This is a genomic window from Kribbella solani (assembly GCF_014205295.1).
GTDB classification, from domain to species: Bacteria; Actinomycetota; Actinomycetes; order Propionibacteriales; family Kribbellaceae; genus Kribbella; species Kribbella solani.
This window is the reverse complement of the sequence record NZ_JACHNF010000001.1, coordinates 1,676,152-1,693,931: the sequence shown is the minus strand read 5'-3', so window position 1 is coordinate 1,693,931 and position 17,780 is coordinate 1,676,152. Positions and strand designations below refer to the sequence as shown.

Here is a 17,780-nt window from a genome sequence, read left to right as displayed (position 1 = left end):
GTCGATACGAAATCGGGCTTGGACCTGCATAACGGAAAGCGCCTACCGTCAGAGCACGCCCCCACCGCCAAGGAGCCCAGGTGCCGAAACTCGCCGCTCTCATCACCCCGGAACGCGCCGCCGACGTGATCGACCCCGAAACCCGCCACCTGCTTGAAACGCATTTCGAGGTGGTGTGGGCGACAGCGGAGCACGTCGCACAACCGCGATCGGCCGAGCCGGCTGCGGCCGTCGCACGACCGGCGGCGCTTGACCCTGCAGCCGTTCCAGCTCTGGTGGCGGGGGCCGACGTTCTGCTCACCAGTTGGGGCACGCCTCGGCTCGGCTCGGAGCTATGGGCTGGTGGTGGGCCGAAGGTGGTTGCGCATGCGGCTGGGACTGTGAAGAACCTGATTGACCCGAGCATCCTCGGGCAGGGTGTCGCCGTGTTCTCCGCGGGGTCGCGGATCGCCTGGTCGGTGGGTGAGTACTGCCTGGCCGCGATGCTCACCCTGGCCCGTCGCCTCCCCCGCTTCGACGCCGCCGTCCGCGCCGGCGGCTGGAAGCAATCCGCCTTCCGCGGTCACGAACTGGCCGGCGCCAAGGTCGGCATCATCGGCGCCAGCAGCACCGCCCGCGCACTCATCACCCTGCTCGAACCGTTCAACTGCGATCTCGCCGTCTACGACCCTTACCTGACCACCGACCGCGCCACCCAGCTCGGCGTACGCAAAGCATCCCTCGAAGAGGCGGCGAGCAGTCCGTTCCTCACCATCCACGTCCCGAACGTGCCGGAAACCAAGGGCATGATCACCCGGCGGCTGATCGAGAACCTCCCCGACGGCGCGGTGGTGGTCAACTCCTCCCGCGGTCCGGCCATCGACCAGCAAGCCCTCCTCGACCACGCCCTCGACGGCCGCATCTACGCCGCCCTCGACGTGTACGACCCTGAGCCGCCGATCTTCAACCCCAGCACCCTCAAGGCAACCAACCTGCTACTCACCCCACACGTCGCCGGCGACACCGAAGAAGGCCATCTCGCCCTCGCGGGCTACGTACTCCAAGACGCTCTGCGCTGGCTCGGCGACGGCACCCGCGGGCCGAGTTTCGTCGACCCGTCCACCTGGTCGATCGCCGCCTGAAAGGACCGCCGATGTCCCGCATCACCAACGTCGAGGTCTTCCCCGTCGCGGTGCCGTTCGCCCGCCGGTTCGTGCTCGGCAGCGGCGCGGTCGGCGCGCCGGGTGCGGCGCCGGACCAGGCCGCCGCGGTGATCTTCGTGAAGCTGACCACCGCGGACGGCGTAGCCGGCTGGGGTGAGCAGCGCGCGCTGCCCAGCTGGAGCTACGAGACCGCCGAGACGATGGCGGTCGTCATCCGCCGCCATCTCGCGCCGATCCTGCTCGAACTCACGCCGTACGACGTCGAGCTGTTCCATCAGCGCGCCGCGAAGCGCCTGAGTCCCGCGGTGTCGAACGGTTTCCCGTTCGCCCGGGCCGCGGTCGACATCGCGATGCACGACGCCGCCGGAAAGCTGGCCGGCGTACCCGTACACGCCCTGCTCGGCGGCAAGCTGCACGACGAGATTCCGCTCTGCTCGGCGATCGGCGTCGGCGACCCGGACACGGTCCGCGAACACGCGAAGCAGTCGGCGGCCTATTCGGCGTACAAGGTGAAGATCGGCGGCGACCTCGACGCCGACACGGCCGCGATCGAGACCGTCGCGGACGTCGCCGGCGCCAAACCGCTCTGGCTCGACGCCAACCAGTCGTACCGTCCGGCCGCCCTCAAACAACTCCGGGAGCGTACGGCCCACGTACGCACGATCCACTGCGTCGAGCAGCCTGTCCCGAGTACGGACACGCTCGCGATGCAGCGGGTGCGTGGACTGATCGACCTGCCGATCGCGATCGACGAAGGCAGCTTCTCCGCGCAGGATCTGGCCCGCGCGATCCGCCTGGACGCGGCCGACCTGGTAGTGGTCAAGATCTGCAAGTCCGGCGGGCTGCGGAACGCGCTGAAGACCGCGCAGACCGCGCTCGCCGGTGGGCTGGAGATTCTCGCCAGCGGTCTGACCGACTGCGGCGTCGCGTTCGCCGCCGCGTTGCACGTGTTCAGTCAGCTCGAGCTCGCCCTGCCCGCCGAGCTCAACGGGCCGGAGCTGCTGACCGAGCTGTATGTCGACGGGCTGACCATCACGCGTTCGCCCATGGCCGTCGCGACGGTCCCCACCGCCCCTGGATTGGGCGTCGAGGTCGACGAGGAGCGGATCCGCGCCGAGTCGATCGACCTGCGCTACCGGTGAGGAGAAGACATGTCCCAACTGTCCCGCCGCGGCTTCCTCGGCCTCGGGGCCGCCGCCGCGGCAGGCACTCTGGCGGGTTGCTCGTCGGGTCCACCGGCCGGCACCGCCACCTGGTCGATGTGGTCCAGCAGCGCCGCCGAGAAGAAGGTCTGGACCGACTTCGGCAACTACGTCGAGCAGCAACTCAAGGTCCGGTCCGTCGCCACCCTGACCCCTTCGAACGGGTACCCGACCAAGCTCGACCTGCAGCTGGTCAGCGGAACCGCGGGCCTGGTGACCGCGCTGAACGGAACGCTGATCCCGACGTACGCGGCCCGCGGCGCGCACCGTCCGCTGGACGACCTGATCGCCGCCGATCCTGACTTCGACCTGGACGACTTCTATCCGACCAGCCGCCGGATATCGAGCTTCAACGACAAGACGTACGCGATCGGCTTCGACGTCGCGCCGACGGTCATGTACTACAACAAGGACCTGCTGAAACAGCAGGGCATCGCGCTCCCGTCGAAGACCGAACCGATGTCCTGGGCAACCTTCCGCGACCTGGCCAGACAACTCACCGAGCCGGGGAAGCAGTACGGATTCACCTGCGCGCCCGCGATCGACGATCTGGTCTCGTGGATCTACTGCGCCGGCGGGAACGTGATGAGCGCCGACGCCGGCCGCAGTACGCTCCGCGATCCGGAGGCGATGGAGGCACTCCAGTACGTGATCGGTCTGTTCGTCACCGATCAGGTCACGCCGCCGATCAAGAACCTGGTCACCGAAAGTTCGTTGTCGAACTTCCTGCAGGGCAACGTCGCGTTCATGCAGAACGGGCCGTGGCAGGTGGTGAACGTACGGAAGGCGAAGTTCGACTGGGACATCATCCCGTTCCCGGCTGGGGCGGCGGGGAGTACGCCGCGGGTCTCGGGGTCGAGCTTCGCGATTCCGTCCGGCGTACGCGATGGGGCGCAGCTTGAGCTTGCCTGGCGACTGTTGAAGACGCTGACCAGCACCGGCGCGCTGGACATCTATGCGAAGGCGGGCCGGAACAATCCGGCCCGGTTGAGCGCGGGGTCCGCGTTCCAGCCGCCGCCGGACAACCTCGGCATCGTCCAGCAGATCCTCGCCGGGAAACTGGCCGGCGGGCACGCGTTCGACGTCACGACCAACTGGAATCAGGTCAAGCAGTTGCTGGGTCAGGATCTGCCGCGGACGTTCCTCGGCCAGGTCACCGTCGACGACGCGATCAGCGGGCTCACGCCGCGGCTGGACATCCTGATGCGGCAGCACCTCGACACGGTCCGCCAAGCCACGGCCAGGAAGGGGTGACCTGATGGCCATCGATACGGCACCTGCAATCGGCGTGGCACCTGCGACCAGACCGACGCCGCGCTGGCGTAACCGTGAATCGCTCACCGCCTGGCTGTTCATCCTGCCGAGCCTGATCGGGTTCCTGATCTTCACCGCCGGTCCGGTCGTCGCCGCGGGCGTCATCTCCCTGCTCGACTGGAACCTGTTCAGCTCACCTACCTGGGCCGGGCTGCACAACTTCGCCCGCCTCGGACCGGACCCGACGTTCTGGTCGGCGCTCGGCAACACGGCGTACTTCACCCTGGTCAGCGTCCCGTTGACGATCCTGGTCAGCCTCGCGCTCGCCCTGCTGCTGAACCTGGGCCTGAAGCGGATCACGATCTTCCGCTCACTCCTGCTGTTGCCGTACGCAACCATCACGGTCGCGGTCGCGTTCGTCTGGATCTGGCTGTACATCCCGCACGACGGTCTGGTGAACGCGGTGCTCGGCTGGTTCGGCGTCAGCGGTCCGGCGTGGTTGATCTCGGACAGCTGGGCGATGCCCGCGCTGATCCTGATGAGCGTCTGGAAGAGCTTCGGCTTCGGCATGGTGGTCTTCCTCGCCGGACTGCAGGCAATCCCGCAACAGTTGTACGAGGCCGGACGGGTCGACGGCACGTCACCGTGGAACAGCTTCCGCCATATCACTTTGCCGATGCTCTCGCCCGCGCTGTTCTTCGTCGTGGTGACATCCGTGATCGGGTCGTTCCAGGTGTTCGACCAGGCCCTGATCATGACCAACGGCGGTCCAGGCAGCCGGACCACGACGCTCGTCATGTACATCTACCGAACCGGCTTCGAGAACTACGACCAGGGGTACGCGGCGGCCCAGTCGCTCGTACTGTTCGCGTTCATCGTGGTCATCACGGCCGGCCAGTTCCTGTTCCAGCGGAGGCTGGTGCACTATGACAACTGACGTACGCCGACGGCTTGTCGTCTTCACCTGCTTCCTGGTCACGGCCGTCACGCTCGTACCGGTCGTGATGATGCTGCTGGTCGCGTTCCAGTCCGATGCCGAGTCGATGGCTGCGAAGCCGTCCTTCTGGCCGTCGAGCTGGCACCCGGAGAACCTGACCCGCGCGTTCGACCTGGTTCCGCTCGGCAAGTACCTGCTGAACACCGTCTACTTCGCTGCCGGAACAACGATCCTCGAAACCGTCACGGCCGCCTTAGCCGCGTACGCGTTCGCGCGACTGAACTTCCCGGGCCGGAGCTGGTTGTTCGGCATCTACCTCGCGACGCTGATGATCCCGTCGCAGGTGACGCTGATTCCGCAGTTCGTGCTGGTGGCGAAGCTGCATGGGATCGACACCTGGCCGGGGATGATCCTGCCGCACGCGTTCACCGCGATCGGGGTGTTCCTGCTCCGGCAGTTCTTCCTCGGTATCCCCCGCGACTACGAGGAGGCCGCGCGGCTGGACGGCGCGAACCGGTGGCAGGCGTTCGTCCGGGTGATCGTGCCGCTCGCGGTGCCGGCGATCGCGACGCTGGCGGTGTTCAAATTCATCGGCCAGTGGAACAACCTGCTCTGGCCGCTGGTCATCTCGAACAGCGACGCGACGCGGACCGCGTCGGTCGGGCTGCAGGTGTTCCAGGACACCAACGGCACCCAGTGGAACCTGTTGCTGATGGCCGCGACCGTGACCACGATCCCGCTGATCGTGCTGTTCTTCCTGACCCAGCGCTGGTTCGTCCGAGGTATCACCATGAGTGGGCTGGGAGGCCGCTGAATGTCCTGTTTGTGGTCCGTTTTCACCAAACCGTGGGCCGGGCTGCCGGGTGCCGAACTCGGCGCGCTGGTCGCCGGAATCGGGTTCGCGGGCGCCGAGATCCCGGTCCGGGACACCGCGTACGTGACGCCGGCGAACGCCCAGCGGGAGCTGCCGAAGTTCAGCTCTCAACTGCGCACGGAGGGTGTCGAACCGATCAGCGTCGCGAGTGACCTGTCCGAGCCGGTGTTCGCGGCGTGCGCGGAGGCCGGGGTGCCGATGATCCGGATCATGGCCGAGCTCGGCCCGGACGGGTACGCCGCGTCGGTCCGGCGAAACCGCGAGCAGTTGGAGCAGGCCGTCGAACTCACCGAGCGGTACGACGTACAAGTCGGCGTGCAGCCACATCACGGGCGGTACGTATCGTCGACGCTCGGCGTACTGCAACTGCTCGACGGGCTACCGAACCACTTCAAGCTGGTGTGGGACGCCGCGCACGACGCGCTGGCCGGTGATCACCCGGCGGTGACCCTGGAACTCGGCGCCGATCGACTGGGCATCGTGAACCTGAAGAACGTCCACTACACCCGTACGAACGGCAACTGGCGAACGCACTTCGTCGAGGCCGAGGACGGGCTGTCGGACTGGCCGGCTGTCTTCGCCGCATTGCGGCAGGTGAACTACAACGGTCCGGTCTGCCTCACCGGGCAGTACTCCGACCCCGCCGTACCGGTCGAGGAACGGCTCCGAAACGACCTGCACTTCGCTGTCACATCCGCCGCGCAGCATCCGTCAAGGGAGTGAAATCAACCAACGGAACCTGATGGAGAACCTCCCATGCAAGCACGGATGACCAACCCCGCCGAGATCCTGCCGGACGCCACCAAGGGCATCCAGAACATCTACAAGGCCATCGGCCAGTCCGGTACCGACGGCAAGGTACTGGAGCTGGTGCACCTGCGGGCCAGCCAGATCAACGGCTGCTCGCCGTGTGTCTTCGGCGGGATCAAGTCGGCGCTCAGGAGCGGCGAGACCGACGAACGGCTGCACCAGGTCGCCGCCTGGCGGGACTCCGACCTGTCCACCGACGCCGAACGCGCGGCGCTGGAGATGGCCGAGGCGGCGACCCGGCTGGCCGACAACCCGACCTCGGTCAGCGACGAGATCTGGGCCGCGGCCGCGGCCCAGTTCAGCGAGAAGGAACTGTCGGCGATCGTCCTGATGATCGCGCTCACCAACCTGTTCAACCGGATCAACACGACGATCCGCGTACCGGCCGGTGCCACCTGGTAGTCGCTAACGTGAGCCCCGGATGTCGAGACGGCGTCCGGGGCTCCGACGTAGCCGGGTGAATGGAGGCACGGTATGAAGTACATGCTGCTGATCTACGGGAACGAGCAGACCTGGAGCGCGCTGGCGGCGCTGGGCCTGGATCAGGTGATGGCAGAGCACCGCAAGCTCGGCGCGGAGCTGAAAGCGAACGGCGAACTCGTCGACGGCATCGGGCTGACCGTCGACAACGCGCGGGTGGTCCGGGTCAACGACGGCGTGGCCGCGGTCACCGACGGGCCGTTCACCGAGGCCAAGGAAGTCCTGGCCGGGTACTACGTCGTCGACTGCGATCTCGACCGCGCGACGGAGATCGCCGCCCGGCTGCCCGAGGCCCCGTACTCGCCGATCGAGATCCGCGAGTTCACCGCCACTCCCCTCGACGACTGACCCGGCCCTGATCCGGCAGCGCCGCCCGGTGCTACCGTGAAACGTCCGCCCGTCCAGTACGGAACGGGGATCAGCTGGTGAATCAGTCTGTCGACCTTGGCGAGATCTACCGGGACCTGCACGCGCACCCCGAGCTCTCGCTGCACGAGGTCCGCACCGCGGGAATGGTCGCCGCGCGGCTGGAATCGTTCGGGTACGACGTCACGACCGGCGTCGGCGGCACCGGCGTGGTCGGCGTACTGCGCAACGGTGACGGACCGATCGTGCTGCTGCGTGCCGACATGGATGCGCTGCCGGTCGAGGAGAAGACCGGCCTGCCGTACGCGAGCCGCGTACGCGCGAATGACCCGGACGGCAACGACGTGCCCGTGATGCACGCCTGCGGGCACGACGTCCACGTCACCTGTCTGCTCGGAGCGGCCCAAGCTCTCGCGGCGGGCCGCACCGGCTGGCGCGGCACCCTGCTCCTGGTCTTCCAGCCGGCCGAAGAGCTCGGCCGCGGCGCCCAGGACATGATCGACGACGGGTTGTACGCGAGGTTCGGCACGCCGTCGGTCGTACTCGGTCAGCATGTCGCGCCGCTGCCGGCCGGGATCATCGGGCTCCGCGCGGGGCCGTCGTTCGCGGGCGCCGACACGCTGCACGTGACGATGTACGGTCGCGGCGCGCACGGTTCGCGGCCCGAGGCCTCGATCGACCCGGTGGTGATGGCGGCGGCTACGGTGATGCAGCTGCAGACGGTGGTGTCCCGGGAAGTGCCCGCGGCGGACACCGCCGTACTCACCATCGGTTCGCTGCGGGCCGGCACCAAGGACAACATCATCCCGGACGACGCCGAGCTACAGCTGAGCATCCGCTCCTTCGAGCCGCGCGTACGGGAAACCGTGATGGCGGCCGTCGAACGCATCGTCAACGGCGAAGCCGCCACCGCCGGGGCACCCAAGCCACCGGAGATCCGGCACGTCACGACCTTCCCCGCGGTCGTCAACGACACCGAGGGCGTCGCGCGCACCCAAGCGGCGTTCGAGCAGGAGTTCGGCGCCGAGCGGATCGTGGACCCGGGACCGGTGACCGGCAGCGAGGACGTCGGCATCCTGGCCACGGCCGCTTCCGCGCCGTGCGTCTACTGGCTGCTCGGCGGCGCCGACCCGGCACTCTTCGCGGGCGCCAGGGACATCGCCAGGCTGCAGGAGATCATCCAGGACCTGCCGTCGAACCATTCACCGCTGTTCGCGCCGGTACCTGACCCGACCCTCGCGGTGGGCGTTCAAGCGCTGGTCCGCGCGGCCCGAACCTGGCTCCGCTGAACCCGGACCTGGCTTTGGCCGTACCGCGAGTGCGGTCCGGCGGGACGTCTGTGGTCAGGGACTTGCCGGCCTCAGCTGGGCGTTGGACACCTGAGACCGGCGAGCCACTGGTCAGACCGCTTACCTCCGGCCGGGTTCCCTCGGCGCGAGGATGACCCCACCTGAGGCAGGCTGATCACCCATGCCTCGGCCACCCTGGACGAAAACGGTGGCACCTGGCGCCGGCGCCGGTGCGCCGTCGCCCAATCGCAGCGTGGTCGTCATGCCGTTGCTCAGCCTGAGCACCGCCACGCGTCGCGGCCGTACCGACGGAATCGACGAGCTCACCTCGTGGATGCCGGTACACACCGCCGGTTGGATCGAAGCTCGTCCGAGCCCTGCGTTGCCGTGACTCCTCACATCACGGCACTGCTCGGCGAGCCTTGTCATCGCAGACACACTTCCCCCTTCTCATCGAGAGCTATCCCCGAGTGATCAAGTAACCCTCGCTGAGAGTGACGACGTTTTCAAGGGATCGTGACCGGAATCCCGTGCTGCGGAACTCCGGTCCGGCGATTCCTGCCCGGCTGAGTTCTGGCTGAGTTCGGGCTGAGTCGTTGGGTGTTACTGACCACCGAAGCCAGTGGTAGCAATTCCCTTGATGATCTGCCGCTGGAAGAACAGGAACACCACGACCAGTGGTAGCGCGGCCAGGATCGCGGAGGCCATGTTCTGCGCGTACTGCAGGCCGTACGCGCTCTTCACCGTCTGCAGACCCACGGGCAGCGTCATCAGGTGCGCGTCGGTGGTGACGATGAACGGCCAGAGGAAGTTGTTCCAGGCGCCGATGAACACGAAGATCGCCACCGCCGCCAGGATCGGCCTCGACAACGGCAGCACGATCGACCAGAACACCCGCAACCGGCTCGCGCCGTCCACCCTTGCCGCCTCTTCCAGCTCCACCGGGATCTGGTCGAAGAACCGTTTCAGGATCAGCACCATCGCGGGCGCGAACGCCTGCGGCAGGATGATCCCCCAATAGGTGTCGACCAGGTTGAACGCCAGCATCTGCCGGAACAGCGGGACGATCAGCAGCTGCGGCGGAATGATGATCGCCGCGATGATCGCCGCGTACAGCCAGCGCTTGCCCTTGAAGTTCACCCGCGAGAACGCGTACCCGGCGAGCGCCGACGTGGCGACCGTGATCAGCGTGATCGCCACCGACGTGATCAGGCTGTTCCACGCCCAGGAGGGAATGTCACCCGCCGAAAGCACCTTCCTGTACGCGTCGAAGCTGAACCCGTCCGGCGGCTTGATCGTCAGCCCGGACGCGCCGGCGTCGGCTTCGCTCTTGAGTGAGGTGAGTACCGCCCACGCGAACGGTACGAGCCAGGTCGCCGCCAGCACGGCGAGCACCAGCAGCGCGGCCATTCTGGACACGCTCCAGGGATTCTCGCCCGGCTTGTGCGTTCGCTTGATGCCCCGGCTCAGCGTGTACGTACTCATGCGGCGCTCCTGCGGTTGATCAGCTTGTACTGCGCCAGCGACACCAGGACGATGAGCGCGAAGAACAGGTACGAGATGGCCGACGAGTAGCCGAACCGGTAACCGGTGAAGCCGGACTCGTAGATGTACTGCACGATCGACCGCGTCTTGCCGCCCGGTCCGCCGTTGGTGAGCATGTAGATCTGGTCGAACACCTTCAGCGACGCCAGGATCTGCAGCATCAGGATCAGCACGGTGGTCGGCGTCAGCTGCGGGATCACTATCGAGAACAGCTGCCGCCACTTGCCGGCGCCGTCGATCGCGGCCGCCTCGAACTGCTGCTCCGGGATGTTCTGCAGCGCCGCCAGGTAGAGCAGGAAGTTGAAGCCGATCGTCCACCACAGCGTGGTGATCACGACCGACAGCATCGCCACCTTCGGGTCCTGCAGCCAGGCCACCGGAGCGCCACCGAACTTGGCGAGGACGCCGTTGATCAACCCGAGTGTCGGGTTGTACATCCAGCTCCAGAACATCACCACGACGGTCGACGCGAGCAGGTACGGCAGGAAGAACGACAGCCGCCACAGCCAGCGACCCGGCAGACCGAGGTTCACCAGCAACGCCAGTGCGAGCGACAGCACCACCAGCGGGACAGTGCTCAACAGCGTGAACCACAACGTGTTGCCGAGCGACTTCCACATGTCCGGGTCGCGCAGCGCGTCGGCGTAGTTCGACAGCCCGACCAGGCCGCTGCCCGCGCCGGTCAGCGTCTCACCGGTGAAGCTCAGGTAGAGGCCGTACACGGCCGGTACCACCAGGAACAGCCCGAACAGGACGGCGAACGGCGCCGCGAACGCCCATCCGGTGAGGGTTTCCCCGCGCTTGGCCTTCAACCGGCCACCAGCAGTAGACATCTGAGTCTCTCCTCTCACACCGGTTGCGGACGGTCGAGCAGCTTGTTCAGCCGGGCCACGAACCCGTCGAACCCGGCCGCTGGGTCACCACTGCCGAGGAACACGTTCTGGACGTTCTCGGAGAAGTAGTTCTGGAAGTCGCTGCCGGCACCGCTGAACCACACGTCCGGGTCGTAGTTCACGTACGCCGGGATGCCCGCGTAGTTCGACTGCGGCTTCAGCGCCAGGTACTCGGCGCTCTTCGTCACCGGCTGGTACGCCGGGATGTGGCCGCCGTCGGCCCACTTCACCGAGCGCTTCAGGATCTCCGCGACCATCCGGTACACGTGCTTGCGCCGCTCCGGATCGACCTTCGACTGCCGCGGCAGTACGAACGTGTGCGAGTCCGCGTACGCCGCCTGCGTACCGAACAAGGTCGGGATCGGCATCGCGTCGACCGGCAGTTTCGCGTCCTTCAGCGCGGGCAGCTCCCAGACACCGCCGAAGAACATGCCGCTCTCGCCGTGCAGGAACTCGGCCGTCGCCGTACCGCCATCACCGCTGCGGGAGGCGATCTTGTCGTTCAGCAGCGACCGGATGAACTTCAGCGTCTTCACCGCGGCGTCCTCGTCCACCTCGGCCTTCTGCCCAGGCACCAGCTTCATGTCCGCGCCGGTCTGCCGGTACAGCGTGTAGAAGAGCCGCCACATCTGCGAGCCGTCGCCCAGATACCCGTACGACAGGCCGTGCTTGCCGGTCACCTGCTGCAGCTTGGTCGCGACCTCGGTGAACTCCTCCGGGCTCTTCATCGTCCGGAGCGCGTCCGTGACTCCGGCCTTCCGCGCGTGCTCGGTGTTGTAGTAGAGCACGAACGGGTGGGTGTCGAGCGCGATCGCGTACGGCTTGCCGTCGTACTGGCACTTCTCCCAGACCCGCGCCGGGAAGTCGCTTTCGTGCAGGCCGACCTCGGCCAGCAGGTCGAGATCCCACGGTTCCAGCAGCCCGCCGGGCGCGTACCCGGCGATCCGGGACGCGTGCATGATCGCCACGTCCGGGGCGCGGCCGCCGGCCGAGGCCATCGCCAGCTTGGTGTAGTACGGCGGGCCCCAGGCGAGCACTGTCTGGGTCGCGCGGAACCCGAGGTTCGCGGCGTTGACGGCGTCCACCAGGCCGGCCATCACCGCGCCGTCACTACCGGTCATCAGGTGCCAATAGCTGAGGTCGGTCGCCGACCGCGACGCACCAGGCGCGCAGCCGACGAGCAACCCGCCACCGGCGAGCGCGGCCGCTGTCTTCAGCAGGCCGCGCCGGGAGAGGTCACTCATTCGGTCTCCTTCGAGAGGCGAACCGAAAATTACATCGTTAGAATGCCGCAGACAAGACTGCGATGTGGGATTTTGTGGAAACGTATCCGTTATCGTGCGGTACTGGCCCGCTCGATCACCCGGTGCGGGACCATCACCCGGCGCGGTGGTGCCGCCTTGTCCGCCATCCGCTCGCCGAGCAGGTCGAGCGCGGCCGCGACGAACTCACGCCGGTCGAAGTCGATCGTCGTCAACGGCGGAATCATGAACTGACTCTCGAGAATGTTGTCGAACCCGGCCACCAGCGTCTGCTCCGGTACGCGGACGCCCGCGCTCCACAACGCCGACAACGCCCCGGCGGCCATCGAGTCGGTGAAGCAGAAGAACGCGTCCGGCAGCTCGTGCTCGGTCAGGTACTTCCCCACCACGGTCGCCGCGCCCTCCGGCCGCCAGCGGTCCAGGCTGATCTCCAGCGCCGGATCGACCGGTATGCCGGCCGCCGCGAGCGCCTCGCGGTACCCGGCCGTCCGCAGCCGCGACGCCGCCGTACCCGGTTCGCCCGCGGACGATCCGGCCAGTACGCCCGCGCCGCTCGATCCGCGCGGGACCTCCGGCGTACCGACGACGGCGATCCGGCGGCAGCCGCGGTCGAGCAGGTGCTGGGTCAGGTCCCGCGCGGCGGCGACGTTGTCGATCGCCACCTGGCTGACCAGGTCCTGGTCGACGTCGCCGATCAGCACCAGCGGCGGCAGCGGGCCCGCGGACAGGACCGCGCTGTCGTCGAGGTTGACCGGGTTCAGGATCAGGCCGTCGACCAGGTACGCGCGGGCCTTCGACAGCAGCTCGAACTCACGCTTCGGCTCGGCGGCGGTCTGCTCGATCTGTACGCCCCAGCCGCGTTCGTGCGCGAGCTCGACGACCAGGTGGACGATCTCGGCCGAGTACGGGCGGAGCAGGTCCGGCAACGCGAGCGCGATCATCCCGGTCCGGCCGTTGCGCAGGCCGCGGGCGCTCATGTTCGGCACGTAGTCGAGCTCCGCCAGCGCGCTCTCGACCCGGGCGCGGGTCTCCGGCCGGACGAAGACGATCCCGTTGATCACGTTGGACACCGTCTTCGGCGACACCCCAGCCAGCTTTGCCACATCTTTGACGGTGGGACGCATACCGGCCATTGTCACACCTGCCCACCGTTGTCAGGTGGTTAGCGGGTGGTCAGGGCGCCGCCGTTTACGTGGAGGACCTGGCCGGTGAGGTGGCGGGCGGCCGGGGAGGCGAGGAAGTGGATGGTGGCCGCGATGTCGGCGACCTGGCCCTCGCGCTTGGTCAAGGTTGCCTGGAGCAACGTCTCACGTCGCTCGGCGGTCAGCCGGCCTTGGAAGAACTCGGTGTCGGCGGTGAAGCCGGGCGCGACCACGTTCGAGGTGATGCCGCGCGGGCCGAGCTCGGCGGCGACCTCGGCGTTCCACAGGGCCAGTCCCGCCTTGGAAGCGCCGTACGAACCGGCTCCACGCGCGCCGGCGATCGAGCCCAGATGGACGACAGCCGCCGTCAGGCGGGGTGCGAGCGCGGTGGTGGTCAGCACGGCCGAGATCAGGTTCGCCTCCAGGTTGGCCAGCCAGGCCGCCTTCAACTGCATCAGCTCCCGACCCGACGGCTGAACCACCTCGCCACCGGGTGGCTGAACCTGGTCGCCGCCCGGACGCTCAGCCGGGCCGCCGTTCGGTCGCTGCGTGAGGTCCGTTGCCGGTTGATTGAAGTCGGTGTTGCCGCCGGCGTTGTTGACCAGGACGTCGATCCGCTCGGGTAGCTCGGCGAGCAGTTGCTCGATCTGCGCCGGGTCGGTCGCGTCGCACACCACTCCCCTGACACCAAGCTCGGCCGCCGCCTTGGCCAGCACGTCAGCGCGCCGCCCGGTGATCACCACCTCGTCACCATCAGCCCGGAACTGCTCCGCGGTCGCCCGCCCGATACCGGTCGCTCCCCCGGTCACCACGATCGTACGCATAGCCATCTCCCACGTTTAGGTCTAAATGTTTAGCTCTAAACGTAGCATGGGGAACGTGACGGACAACTACCCACTCGATTCACCCAACACGTACCCCGCGGCGGAGATCGCCCGCGCCTGGCAGCGCGAGCGCCCAGGTACGCCGACCGACTCGATCGAGATCGTCACTCCGCTGTGGCGGCTGGCGAAACTGTTCGCCGACGACCGTCGCCGGGTCCTCGCCGACGCCGGTATCGATCCGGCCACCCTCGATCTGCTCAGCGTGCTCCGCCGCGCCGGCGCGCCGTACGAGGTCAGTACGCGCGAGCTCGCTCGCCGTACGCTCGTCACCGCCGGCGCGATCTCGCAACGGGTCGCTCGGGCCGAGGACGCCGGCCTGGTCACCCGCCGCGCCGCCGACGACGGCACCCGCGCGGTCGTTGTCACGCTCACCCCGGCCGGCCACGAACTGATCGAACGCACCGTCGACCAGGTCCTCACCCGCGAGGCCGAACTGGTCGCTTCGCTCTCCCCCGGCGCCCGTACCCAACTCGCCGGCCAGCTCCAGGAACTCCTCGACCAGGTCGCCCGGGTGGCTCGCCAACCTTCCTCCGACTCTTGAAGGTTTTTGCCATCGCCCAGGCTACGAAGCTTCATCAAAGTTCCTCTGAACGGTTCAATGAGACTATTGAAGGATGCTTCCTGCTGACAGCCATGACGTCATCCAGGTGCGCGGCGCCCGCGAGAACAATCTCAGCGGCGTCTCGCTCGACATTCCGAAACGCCGGCTCACCGTCTTCACCGGAGTCTCCGGCTCCGGCAAGTCCACCCTCGTGTTCGGCACCGTCGCCGCCGAGTCCCAGCGGCTGATCAACGAGACGTACACCGCGTTCGTCCAGAATTTCATGCCCAGCCTCGGCCGGCCGGACGTGGACGCGCTGCGGAACCTGTCCGCCGCCATCATCGTCGACCAGGAACGGATCGGCGCCAACGCCCGGTCCACGGTCGGCACCGCGACCGACGCGCACACCATGCTCCGGGTGCTGTTCAGCCGGGCCGGCACTCCGTACGCGGGCCCGCCGGGAGCGTTCAGCTTCAACCGGGCCGAAGGCATGTGCCCGGCCTGCGAAGGACTCGGGCGGACCACCGAGTTCGACCTCGACGAGCTGGTGGACGTCGAGAAAAGTCTCAACCAGGGTGCGATCAAGGCCCCCGGCTACGCGGTCGACAGCTGGTACTGGCAGCTGACGGCGACCTCGGGCCTGTTCGACGCCGAGCTGCCGCTGAAGGACTACCCGGCCGAGGCCTGGCGGCAGTTCTTGTACCAGGAGCCGACCAAGGTGAAGGTCGGGAAGAGCAATCTGACCTTCGAGGGCCTGATCAGCAAGCTCAAGCGCCAGTACTTGAGCAAGGACATCCAGTCGATGCAGGGCCAGGCCCGGGCGTTCGCCGAGCGGGCGATCCGGCAGGAGACCTGCTCGGCGTGTGGCGGCGCCAGGCTGAACGAGGCGGCCCGGAGCGTGACCGTCGACGGCCGGACCATCGGCGAGTGCTCCGCGATGCAGATCAGCGATCTCGCCGAGTTCGTTGCCGGGGTCAACCATTCCGGCGTCGGGCCGATGCTCGACGGTCTCCGGCAGCTGCTCGAGTCGTTCGTGACGATCGGTCTCGGGTACCTCAGCCTGGACCGCGAATCGTCCACGTTGTCCGGCGGCGAGGCGCAGCGGGTCAAGCTCGTACGCCATCTCGGATCGAGTTTGAGCGACGTCACGTACGTGTTCGACGAGCCGACCGTCGGCCTGCATCCGCATGACATCCAGCAGATGAACGACCTGCTGCTGCAACTGCGCGACAAGGGCAACACCGTGCTGGTGGTCGAGCACAAACCGGAGACGATCCGGATCGCCGACCACATCGTCGACCTCGGCCCGGGCGCCGGCCTGAACGGCGGGCGGCTCTGCTACGCCGGTGATCTGGCCGGGCTGAAGACCTCCGGCACACTGACCGGGAAGTACCTGGACCACCGGGTGCGCGTACGGGACGAGGTGCGCCGCCCGACCGGGAAGCTGTCGATCGAGAACGCGACCCTGCACAACCTGCAGGACGTCAGCGTTGACGTTCCACTCGGTGTACTGACCGTGGTGACCGGGGTCGCCGGCTCCGGAAAGAGCTCACTGATCCACGGGTCGCTGGCCGGGCGGGACGGCGTGATCATCGCTGGTCAGGAGCCGATCCGTGGGTCCAAGCGCAGCAACCCGGCGACGTACACCGGACTGCTCGACCCGATCCGGGCCGAGTTCGCGAAGGCGAACAAGGTGAAGCCCGGGCTGTTCAGCGCCAACTCGGTCGGCGCCTGCCCGACCTGCAAGGGCATCGGCCTGGTGTACACCGATCTCGCCATGATGGCGGAGGTGGCATCGGTCTGCGAGGACTGCAACGGCGCCCGGTTCACCCCGGAAGTACTCGGCTACCGGCTGCGTGGGAAGAACATCAGCGAGGTCCTGCGGATGACCGTGGCGGAGGCGCGGGAGTTCTTCGAGCGCGGCACTGCCCGGACGATCCTGGAGCGGCTCGCGACGGTCGGGCTCGGGTACGTCGGCCTCGGCCAGCCGTTGACGACACTGTCCGGCGGCGAGCGGCAGCGGCTGAAGCTGGCGATCAACATGGGCCGTACCGGCTCGATCTACATCCTGGACGAGCCGACGACCGGGCTGCACCTGGCCGACGTCGACCAGTTGCTCGGGATGCTGGACACGCTGGTCGACGACGGCAACACGGTGATCGTGATCGAGCACCACCAGGCGGTGATGGCGCACGCCGACTGGCTGATCGACGTCGGGCCCGGCGCCGGTCACGACGGCGGCCGCATCGTCTTCGAAGGCACCCCCGCCGATCTGGTGGAGAGCAGCCCGACGGTCACCGCCGTGCACCTGCGCGAGTACGTGTCAGCCGACGAGCTCGGCGGCGAGGGATTCGATCAGGTCGTGCCAGGCGGCTAGCTGGTCGGCGGCGGGGCCGGTCTGGGTCAGCACCAGGCGGGCTCCGCCGTTGCCGTCGCGGAGGGTCCAGCTGACCTCGCCGCCGTTCCAGCCGTAGACCAGCTCGAGCGGTTCCTCGACCTTGCTCACCACGCCCGGCTCGATGCCCTTGGCAACAAAACCGCTCGGCGGTTGGGTGCCCGCGGTGGCCGGCTGTGCGCCGCACAGTACCTTCCAGACCGTTTCCTTCGGCTTCACCAGTTGCCGCTCGAACCGTACGCCGCCGTCCTCGGTCAGCGCACCCTCGTCGAGGCCGAACGCCGTCGCGAAGTGCTCATGGAGTACGCGGTAGTCCTGCTCCGGAACCGTGTCGCCCAGCACCCGCTGGAGCGCGTCGAAGCACAGCGTCCAACCGCCGGCGAAGCTGCCGGAGCCCGGCCGGTCGTCGTACGTCGCGGTCAGGTGCAGGGTGCAGCCGGCGTCGGTCGGCGTCAGCTCCCAGCGCAGCAGCTCCGCGCCCCAGGTGTACTCGAGCAGCGTCGGCGGATCGTACGCGCGAATCACGCCGGTGGTCTGCAGGGCGACCGGCGCCCCTGGCTCGCCCGGGAACGAGAACACCATCGGCCCGTCCAGCCGCAGCTCGGCTTCGACCGCGGCCGGGAACCACCCGGACAGCTGCTTCGGCTCGGTGATCGCCCGCCAGACCTTCTCCACCGGATGCGGCAACTCCCGCCGCATCCGCAGCACGGTCCGGCCACTCTCGGAACTCAGCGTCTCGGTGCTCATGAATCTATATATACCTC

General features: G+C 67.8%; 18 protein-coding genes. 12 read left to right on the top strand and 6 right to left on the bottom strand.

Features of this window, described 5'->3' with window-relative positions; genetic code table 11:
- The first annotated feature begins 80 nt into the window (after window positions 1–80).
- From HDA44_RS38440 to HDA44_RS37920, 10 genes are all read left to right on the top strand, one after another.
- On the top strand, window positions 81–1,121 hold the full coding sequence (locus tag HDA44_RS38440; RefSeq protein ID WP_184832436.1) for an NAD(P)-dependent oxidoreductase: 1,041 nt from the start codon (window positions 81–83) through the stop codon (window positions 1,119–1,121).
- A gap of 11 nt (window positions 1,122–1,132) precedes the next feature.
- Window positions 1,133–2,284 (top strand): mandelate racemase/muconate lactonizing enzyme family protein, encoded by a 1,152-nt coding sequence (locus HDA44_RS07435; RefSeq protein WP_184832434.1) that lies wholly within the window; start codon window positions 1,133–1,135, stop codon window positions 2,282–2,284.
- 9 nt (window positions 2,285–2,293) lie between these two features.
- The gene (locus tag HDA44_RS07430; protein ID WP_184832432.1) at window positions 2,294–3,598 is read left to right on the top strand and encodes an ABC transporter substrate-binding protein; all 1,305 of its coding nucleotides are present in this window, start codon (window positions 2,294–2,296) and stop codon (window positions 3,596–3,598) included.
- A gap of 4 nt (window positions 3,599–3,602) precedes the next feature.
- Window positions 3,603–4,535 carry a carbohydrate ABC transporter permease gene (locus HDA44_RS07425; protein ID WP_184832430.1) on the top strand — a complete coding sequence of 311 codons (933 nt, stop codon included), beginning with the start codon at window positions 3,603–3,605 and terminating at the stop codon, window positions 4,533–4,535.
- A complete protein-coding gene (locus HDA44_RS07420) occupies window positions 4,525–5,349 on the top strand; it encodes a carbohydrate ABC transporter permease (protein ID WP_184832428.1) in 825 nt (274 codons plus the stop codon). Before HDA44_RS07425 ends, HDA44_RS07420 begins: the two co-directional genes overlap by 11 nt.
- Window positions 5,350–6,132, top strand: coding sequence for a sugar phosphate isomerase/epimerase family protein (locus HDA44_RS07415; RefSeq protein WP_184832426.1), 783 nt, complete (start codon window positions 5,350–5,352; stop codon window positions 6,130–6,132). It abuts the gene before it with no gap.
- 33 nt (window positions 6,133–6,165) lie between these two features.
- Window positions 6,166–6,621, top strand: coding sequence for a carboxymuconolactone decarboxylase family protein (locus HDA44_RS07410; RefSeq protein WP_184832424.1), 456 nt, complete (start codon window positions 6,166–6,168; stop codon window positions 6,619–6,621).
- 72 nt (window positions 6,622–6,693) lie between these two features.
- A complete protein-coding gene (locus HDA44_RS07405; RefSeq protein ID WP_184832422.1) occupies window positions 6,694–7,047 on the top strand; it encodes a YciI family protein in 354 nt (117 codons plus the stop codon).
- 77 nt (window positions 7,048–7,124) lie between these two features.
- On the top strand, window positions 7,125–8,354 hold the full coding sequence (locus HDA44_RS07400; RefSeq protein WP_184832420.1) for an amidohydrolase: 1,230 nt from the start codon (window positions 7,125–7,127) through the stop codon (window positions 8,352–8,354).
- 262 nt (window positions 8,355–8,616) lie between these two features.
- Window positions 8,617–8,745 (top strand): hypothetical protein, encoded by a 129-nt coding sequence (locus HDA44_RS37920; protein ID WP_272956405.1) that lies wholly within the window; start codon window positions 8,617–8,619, stop codon window positions 8,743–8,745.
- Window positions 8,746–8,957: 212 nt separating this feature from the next.
- Here HDA44_RS37920 and HDA44_RS07395 read toward each other — a convergent pair whose 3' ends face one another.
- The 5 genes from HDA44_RS07395 to HDA44_RS07375 all read right to left on the bottom strand — a co-directional run bounded on the left by HDA44_RS07395 (window position 8,958) and on the right by HDA44_RS07375 (window position 14,020).
- A complete protein-coding gene (locus HDA44_RS07395) occupies window positions 8,958–9,839 on the bottom strand; it encodes a carbohydrate ABC transporter permease (RefSeq protein ID WP_184832418.1) in 882 nt (293 codons plus the stop codon).
- Entirely contained in the window at window positions 9,836–10,732 is an 897-nt protein-coding gene (locus HDA44_RS07390; protein ID WP_184832416.1) for a carbohydrate ABC transporter permease, read from the bottom strand. Before HDA44_RS07390 ends, HDA44_RS07395 begins: the two co-directional genes overlap by 4 nt.
- 14 nt (window positions 10,733–10,746) lie before the next feature.
- Window positions 10,747–12,036, bottom strand: a complete 1,290-nt coding sequence (locus tag HDA44_RS07385; RefSeq protein WP_184832414.1) for an extracellular solute-binding protein — start codon at window positions 12,034–12,036, stop codon at window positions 10,747–10,749.
- Between the two features lie 89 nt (window positions 12,037–12,125).
- Window positions 12,126–13,178, bottom strand: coding sequence for a LacI family DNA-binding transcriptional regulator (locus tag HDA44_RS07380; RefSeq protein ID WP_184832412.1), 1,053 nt, complete (start codon window positions 13,176–13,178; stop codon window positions 12,126–12,128).
- A 38-nt stretch (window positions 13,179–13,216) separates the two neighbouring features.
- The gene (locus tag HDA44_RS07375; RefSeq protein ID WP_184832410.1) at window positions 13,217–14,020 is read right to left on the bottom strand and encodes an SDR family NAD(P)-dependent oxidoreductase; all 804 of its coding nucleotides are present in this window, start codon (window positions 14,018–14,020) and stop codon (window positions 13,217–13,219) included.
- 55 nt (window positions 14,021–14,075) lie between these two features.
- Here HDA44_RS07375 and HDA44_RS07370 point away from each other — a divergent pair, with 55 nt between their 5' ends.
- On the top strand, window positions 14,076–14,621 hold the full coding sequence (locus HDA44_RS07370) for a MarR family winged helix-turn-helix transcriptional regulator (RefSeq protein ID WP_337905702.1): 546 nt from the start codon (window positions 14,076–14,078) through the stop codon (window positions 14,619–14,621).
- A 73-nt stretch (window positions 14,622–14,694) separates the two neighbouring features.
- Complete coding sequence (locus HDA44_RS07365) at window positions 14,695–16,998, top strand: ATP-binding cassette domain-containing protein (RefSeq protein ID WP_184832406.1); 2,304 nt, start codon at window positions 14,695–14,697, stop codon at window positions 16,996–16,998.
- Here the strand turns inward: HDA44_RS07365 and HDA44_RS07360 are convergent.
- Entirely contained in the window at window positions 16,945–17,763 is an 819-nt protein-coding gene (locus HDA44_RS07360; protein WP_184832404.1) for an SRPBCC family protein, read from the bottom strand. The genes HDA44_RS07365 and HDA44_RS07360 overlap by 54 nt on opposite strands.
- Window positions 17,764–17,780 lie beyond the last annotated feature (17 nt).

Excerpts from the sequence above, each read along its gene's own strand:
- HDA44_RS07435 (WP_184832434.1), top strand. The coding sequence starts at position 1,133 with ATGTCCCGCATCACCAACGTCGAGGTCTTCCCCGTCGCGGTGCCGTTC.
- HDA44_RS07430 (WP_184832432.1), top strand. The coding sequence starts at position 2,294 with ATGTCCCAACTGTCCCGCCGCGGCTTCCTCGGCCTCGGGGCCGCCGCC.
- HDA44_RS07425 (WP_184832430.1), top strand. The coding sequence starts at position 3,603 with ATGGCCATCGATACGGCACCTGCAATCGGCGTGGCACCTGCGACCAGA.
- HDA44_RS07420 (WP_184832428.1), top strand. The coding sequence starts at position 4,525 with ATGACAACTGACGTACGCCGACGGCTTGTCGTCTTCACCTGCTTCCTG.
- HDA44_RS07415 (WP_184832426.1), top strand. The coding sequence starts at position 5,350 with ATGTCCTGTTTGTGGTCCGTTTTCACCAAACCGTGGGCCGGGCTGCCG.
- HDA44_RS07410 (WP_184832424.1), top strand. The coding sequence starts at position 6,166 with ATGCAAGCACGGATGACCAACCCCGCCGAGATCCTGCCGGACGCCACC.
- HDA44_RS07405 (WP_184832422.1), top strand. The coding sequence starts at position 6,694 with ATGAAGTACATGCTGCTGATCTACGGGAACGAGCAGACCTGGAGCGCG.
- HDA44_RS37920 (WP_272956405.1), top strand. The coding sequence starts at position 8,617 with ATGCCGTTGCTCAGCCTGAGCACCGCCACGCGTCGCGGCCGTACCGAC.
- HDA44_RS07395 (WP_184832418.1), bottom strand. The coding sequence starts at position 9,839 with ATGAGTACGTACACGCTGAGCCGGGGCATCAAGCGAACGCACAAGCCG.
- HDA44_RS07390 (WP_184832416.1), bottom strand. The coding sequence starts at position 10,732 with ATGTCTACTGCTGGTGGCCGGTTGAAGGCCAAGCGCGGGGAAACCCTC.
- HDA44_RS07385 (WP_184832414.1), bottom strand. The coding sequence starts at position 12,036 with ATGAGTGACCTCTCCCGGCGCGGCCTGCTGAAGACAGCGGCCGCGCTC.
- HDA44_RS07380 (WP_184832412.1), bottom strand. The coding sequence starts at position 13,178 with ATGCGTCCCACCGTCAAAGATGTGGCAAAGCTGGCTGGGGTGTCGCCG.
- HDA44_RS07375 (WP_184832410.1), bottom strand. The coding sequence starts at position 14,020 with ATGCGTACGATCGTGGTGACCGGGGGAGCGACCGGTATCGGGCGGGCG.
- HDA44_RS07365 (WP_184832406.1), top strand. The coding sequence starts at position 14,695 with ATGCTTCCTGCTGACAGCCATGACGTCATCCAGGTGCGCGGCGCCCGC.
- HDA44_RS07360 (WP_184832404.1), bottom strand. The coding sequence starts at position 17,763 with ATGAGCACCGAGACGCTGAGTTCCGAGAGTGGCCGGACCGTGCTGCGG.